2 rRNA genes are annotated in these 4,572 nt (G+C 64.5%); both read right to left on the bottom strand.

Features of this window, described 5'->3' with window-relative positions:
* Nucleotides 1–2,601, bottom strand: a 23S ribosomal RNA gene (locus C2L80_RS13225); the annotation flags it as partial.
* A 260-nt stretch (nt 2,602–2,861) separates the two neighbouring features.
* Nucleotides 2,862–4,369 (bottom strand): 16S ribosomal RNA (locus C2L80_RS13220).
* Between the last annotated feature and the right edge of the window lie 203 nt (nt 4,370–4,572).

The raw sequence follows: 4,572 nt of genomic DNA, 5'->3' as shown, positions 1-4,572 counted from the left end.
GCCCCAGGATGCGATGAGCCGACATCGAGGTGCCAAACCTTGCCGTCGATGTGGACTCTTGGGCAAGATCAGCCTGTTATCCCCGGAGTACCTTTTATCCGTTGAGCGACGGCCATTCCACTCTGGGCCGCCGGATCACTAGAACCGACTTTCGTCCCTGCTCGGCTCGTGGGCCTCGCAGTCAAGCCCGCTTGCACTCTTGCGCTCTCGGGACGGTTGCCGACCGTCCTGAGCGGACCTTTGCGCGCCTCCGTTACTCTTTGGGAGGCGACCGCCCCAGTCAAACTACCCGCCTGGCACGGTCCCCGAGCCGGATGACGGCCTCGGGTTAGGCCGCCGGCACGGCGAGGGCGGTATTCCAAGGGCGGCTCCACCCGGGCTGGCGCCCGGGCTTCGAAGCCTCCCGCCTATCCTCTACGCGCCGTACCAACGGCCAATGCCAAGCTGCAGTGAAGGTTCACGGGGTCTTTCCGTCCTTCCGCAGGTAATTCGCATCTTCACGAATAGTACAATTTCACCGGGTCCATGGTTGAGACAGCGCCCAAGTCGTTACGCCATTCGTGCAGGTCGGAACTTACCCGACAAGGAATTTCGCTACCTTAGGACCGTTATAGTTACGGCCGCCGTTTACCGGGGCTTGGCTTCAGAGCTTCGCCTTTCGGCTGACCCATCCGCGTAACCTTCCGGCACCGGGCAGGCGTCAGACCCTATACGTCGCCTTGCGGCTTGGCAGAGTCCTGTGTTTTTGATAAACAGTCGCTTGGGCCGTTTCGCTGCGGCCCCCTCCCGCTCCGGCCGCGAGGGCCCTCACGGGCGGGGGCGCTCCTTCTCCCGAAGTTACGGAGCGATTATGCCGAGTTCCTTAACCATGGTTCTCCCGATCGCCTCGGTATGCTCTACCCGCCCACCTGTGTCGGTTTTGGTACGGGCGCCGACGCCCCTCCCTAGAGGTTTTTCTCGGAGGCATGGGCTCGCCGGCTTCGCCATACGGCTTCGTCTCGCGTCTCGGGCATCGTGGCACGCTGGTTTCCATGCGTGCCGCCCTACGCGCTTTCACGGGGGCGTCCAGAACCCCGCCCGGCTACCCTTCCCCGTCGCCCCGTCGGTGGTGGCGGTGCGTCGGCGGTACGGGAATGTCGACCCGTTGCGCATCGGCTACGCCTCCCGGCCTCGCCTTAGCTCCCGACTGACCCTGGGGGGATTAGCCTTCCCCAGGAACCCTTGGGCTCACGGCGGCGGCGTTTCCCACGCCGCTCTCGTTACTCATGCCAGCATCCTCACTCCCGCGCGGTCCACCGGAGGTCGCCCTCCGGCTTCGCCCCCCGCGGGAAGCTCCCCTACCACTATCAAATAGTCCGCCGCTTCGGCGCCACGCTTAGCCCCGTGAATTGTCGGCGCATGTCCACTCGACCAGTGAGCTGTTACGCACTCTTTAAATGCATGGCTGCTTCTAAGCCAACATCCTGGTTGTCCAGGCAAACGCACATCCTTTGCCACTCAGCGTGAACTTGGGGGCCTTAGCGGGCGGTCTGGGCTGTTTCCCTCTCGAGCACACAGCTTAGCCCACATGCTCTGACTCCCGGACGGCGTCCGACGGCATTCGGAGTTTGGTTCGCGTCGGTAGGCGGTGAAGCCCCCTCGGCGATCCAGTGCTCTACCGCCGCCGGACCAAGGTCCGAGGCTAGCCCTAAAGCTATTTCGGGGAGAACGAGATATCTCCGGGTTTGATTGGCCTTTCACCCCTATCCACGGGTCATCCCCTCCGTTTTCAACCGAAGTGGGTTCGGCCCTCCACGGGGTCTTACCCCCGCTTCAGCCTGCCCATGGATAGCTCACCCGGCTTCGCGTCCGCGGCGCGCGACTCACACGCCATCTTAAAGGCTCGCTTTCACTGCGGCTCGGTCTCACCTTAACCTCGCCGCGCGCCGCGACTCGCTGGCTCATTCTACAAAAGGCACGCCGTCACAGCGCAAGGCTGCTCCGACTGCTTGTGGGCGCACGGTTTCAGGCACTGTTTCACTCCCCTCTCGGGGTGCTTTTCACCTTTCCCTCACGGTACTGGTTCGCTATCGGTCACAGGAGAGTGTTCAGCCTTGGAGGGTGGTCCCCCCTGCTTCCCACCGGGTTTCACGTGCCCGGCGGTACTCGGGTGCCGCCAACGGAGGCGGCGCGGGTCCGCGTACGGGGCTCTCACCCTGTTCCGCCGGCCTTCCCAGGCCGTTCCGCTTCCGCGCCGCTTTCTGACTCCGCCCACGGTCTGAGGCCCGTGGACCGACGGTCCCGCAACCCCCATGCGGCAACGCCCTCAAGCTATGAGCTCGCATGGGTTTGGGCTGGCCCGGTTTCGCTCGCCGCTACTCCCGGGATCTCGGTTGATTTCTCTTCCTCGGGGTACTTAGATGTTTCAGTTCCCCCGGTTGCCTCCTCGCGCCCTATTGGTTCGGGCGCGGGTAGCCAGGCATGGCCCTGGCTGGGTTTCCCCATTCGGGAACCCCCGGATCGAAGGCCGTTTGCGCCTCCCCGGGGCTTATCGCAGCTTGCCGCGCCCTTCGTCGACTTCCTGTGCCAAGGCATCCGCCGTGCGCCTTTGACATCTTCTCGCACATTTTCTATGGGTATCCATATCGAGACGTCGCGATCGTTCTGATGCGGCCCCCTTCCGGGGGCTCTTCAGGTTTAACGTTCGTTTCGTCGAAAACGCTATGCAACTGTCAAGGTGCGCGGGGCGGGAGCCCCGGGAGCCGGATGCTGGGGACGCAAGGGGCCGCCCGAGCGGCCTCGAGGCGGTTCGTTGTTGAAAAGCTCTTGGTTTCTCTCTTCGGGCGGGCCTTCGGCCCGCCGGCGCTCTCGCGCCTCCCTAGAAAGGAGGTGATCCAGCCGCACCTTCCGGTACGGCTACCTTGTTACGACTTCACCCCCCTCACCCTCCACACCTTCGACGCCTCCGCCCCTTGCGGGTTCGGCCGGCGGCTTCGGGTGCAGACGACTCGGGTGGTGTGACGGGCGGTGTGTACAAGGCCCGGGAACGCATTCACCGCGGCATGCTGATCCGCGATTACTAGCAACTCCGACTTCACGGAGGCGGGTTGCAGCCTCCGATCCGAACTGGGGCCGGCTTTGAGGGATTCGCTCCCACTCGCGTGGTCGCAGCCCGCTGTACCGGCCATTGTAGCACGTGTGCAGCCCAGGGCATAAGGGGCATGATGACTTGACGTCGTCCCCACCTTCCTCCGGCTTGACGCCGGCAGTCCCCCGCGAGTCCCCAACCGAATGCTGGCAACACGGGGCAGGGGTTGCGCTCGTTGCGGGACTTAACCCAACATCTCACGACACGAGCTGACGACAGCCATGCACCACCTGCGCGCCCTCCTCTCGGCCACCGCGTCTCCGCGGCTTCAGGCGCATGTCAAGCCCTGGTAAGGTTCTTCGCGTTGCTTCGAATTAAGCCACATGCTCCGCTGCTTGTGCGGGCCCCCGTCAATTCCTTTGAGTTTTAGCCTTGCGGCCGTACTCCCCAGGCGGGGCGCTTAACGCGTTGGCTGCGGCACGGGGGGATCGTCCCCCCACACCTAGCGCCCATCGTTTACGGCCGGGACTACCAGGGTATCTAATCCTGTTCGCTCCCCCGGCTTTCGCGCCTCAGCGTCGGTGGCGGCCCAGAGGACTGCCTTCGCCATCGGTGTTCTTCCCGATATCTGCGCATTCCACCGCTACACCGGGAATTCCATCCTCCTCTACCGCACCCGAGCCCCCCAGTTCGGGATCCGGCCGGGGGTTGAGCCCTCGGATTAGAGATCCCGCTTGAGGGGCCGCCTACGCGCTCTTTACGCCCAATGATTCCGGATAACGCTCGCCCCCTACGTATTACCGCGGCTGCTGGCACGTAGTTAGCCGGGGCTTCTTCTGCAGGTACCGTCGCTGTCTTCCCTGCTGAAAGCGGTTTACGACCCGAAGGCCTTCGTCCCGCACGCGGCGTTGCTGCGTCAGGGTTGCCCCCATTGCGCAAAATTCCCCACTGCTGCCTCCCGTAGGAGTCTGGGCCGTATCTCAGTCCCAATGTGGCCGGTCGGTCTCTCAACCCGGCTACCCGTCGAAAGCACGGTGGGCCGTCACCCCGCCGTCTGCCTGATGGGCCGCGGCCCCATCCCCCTCCGCCTGGGCTTTGGCCCGGGCCCCATGCGGGGCCCGGGCGTCATCCGGTATTAATCGCGGTTTCCCGCGGCTGTCCCGGAGAGGGGGGCAGGTTGGCCACGTGTTACTCACCCGTTCGCCACTCTATGTCCGCCCGAGGGCGGTTTAACCGTTCGACTTGCATGTGTTAGGCACGCCGCCAGCGTTCATCCTGAGCCAGGATCAAACTCTCCGTTTGAGATGGCGGGGCCTCCCCCGCCGGAGTCTCGATCTTGGCGCCTCTCCGCGGGCCCTCCCCTCGGGGCGGGCCGCGCGGCCGTCTCGGAATCGACTCGTCGTCGACTGGCTTTTCCTTGCTCCTCAGTATCCGGTTCTCAAGGTTCCCGCGGGGCCCTTGGGGCCCCTCCGCTCCGGCCTTCCGCCGAAGCGCGAGGAGATATG

Origin of the sequence: Rubneribacter badeniensis, from assembly GCF_002899695.1 — a bacterium.
GTDB lineage: Bacteria > Actinomycetota > Coriobacteriia > Coriobacteriales > Eggerthellaceae > Rubneribacter > Rubneribacter badeniensis.
Note: the sequence above shows the minus strand (reverse complement) of the source record. Positions and strands in the feature narration are given on the sequence as shown.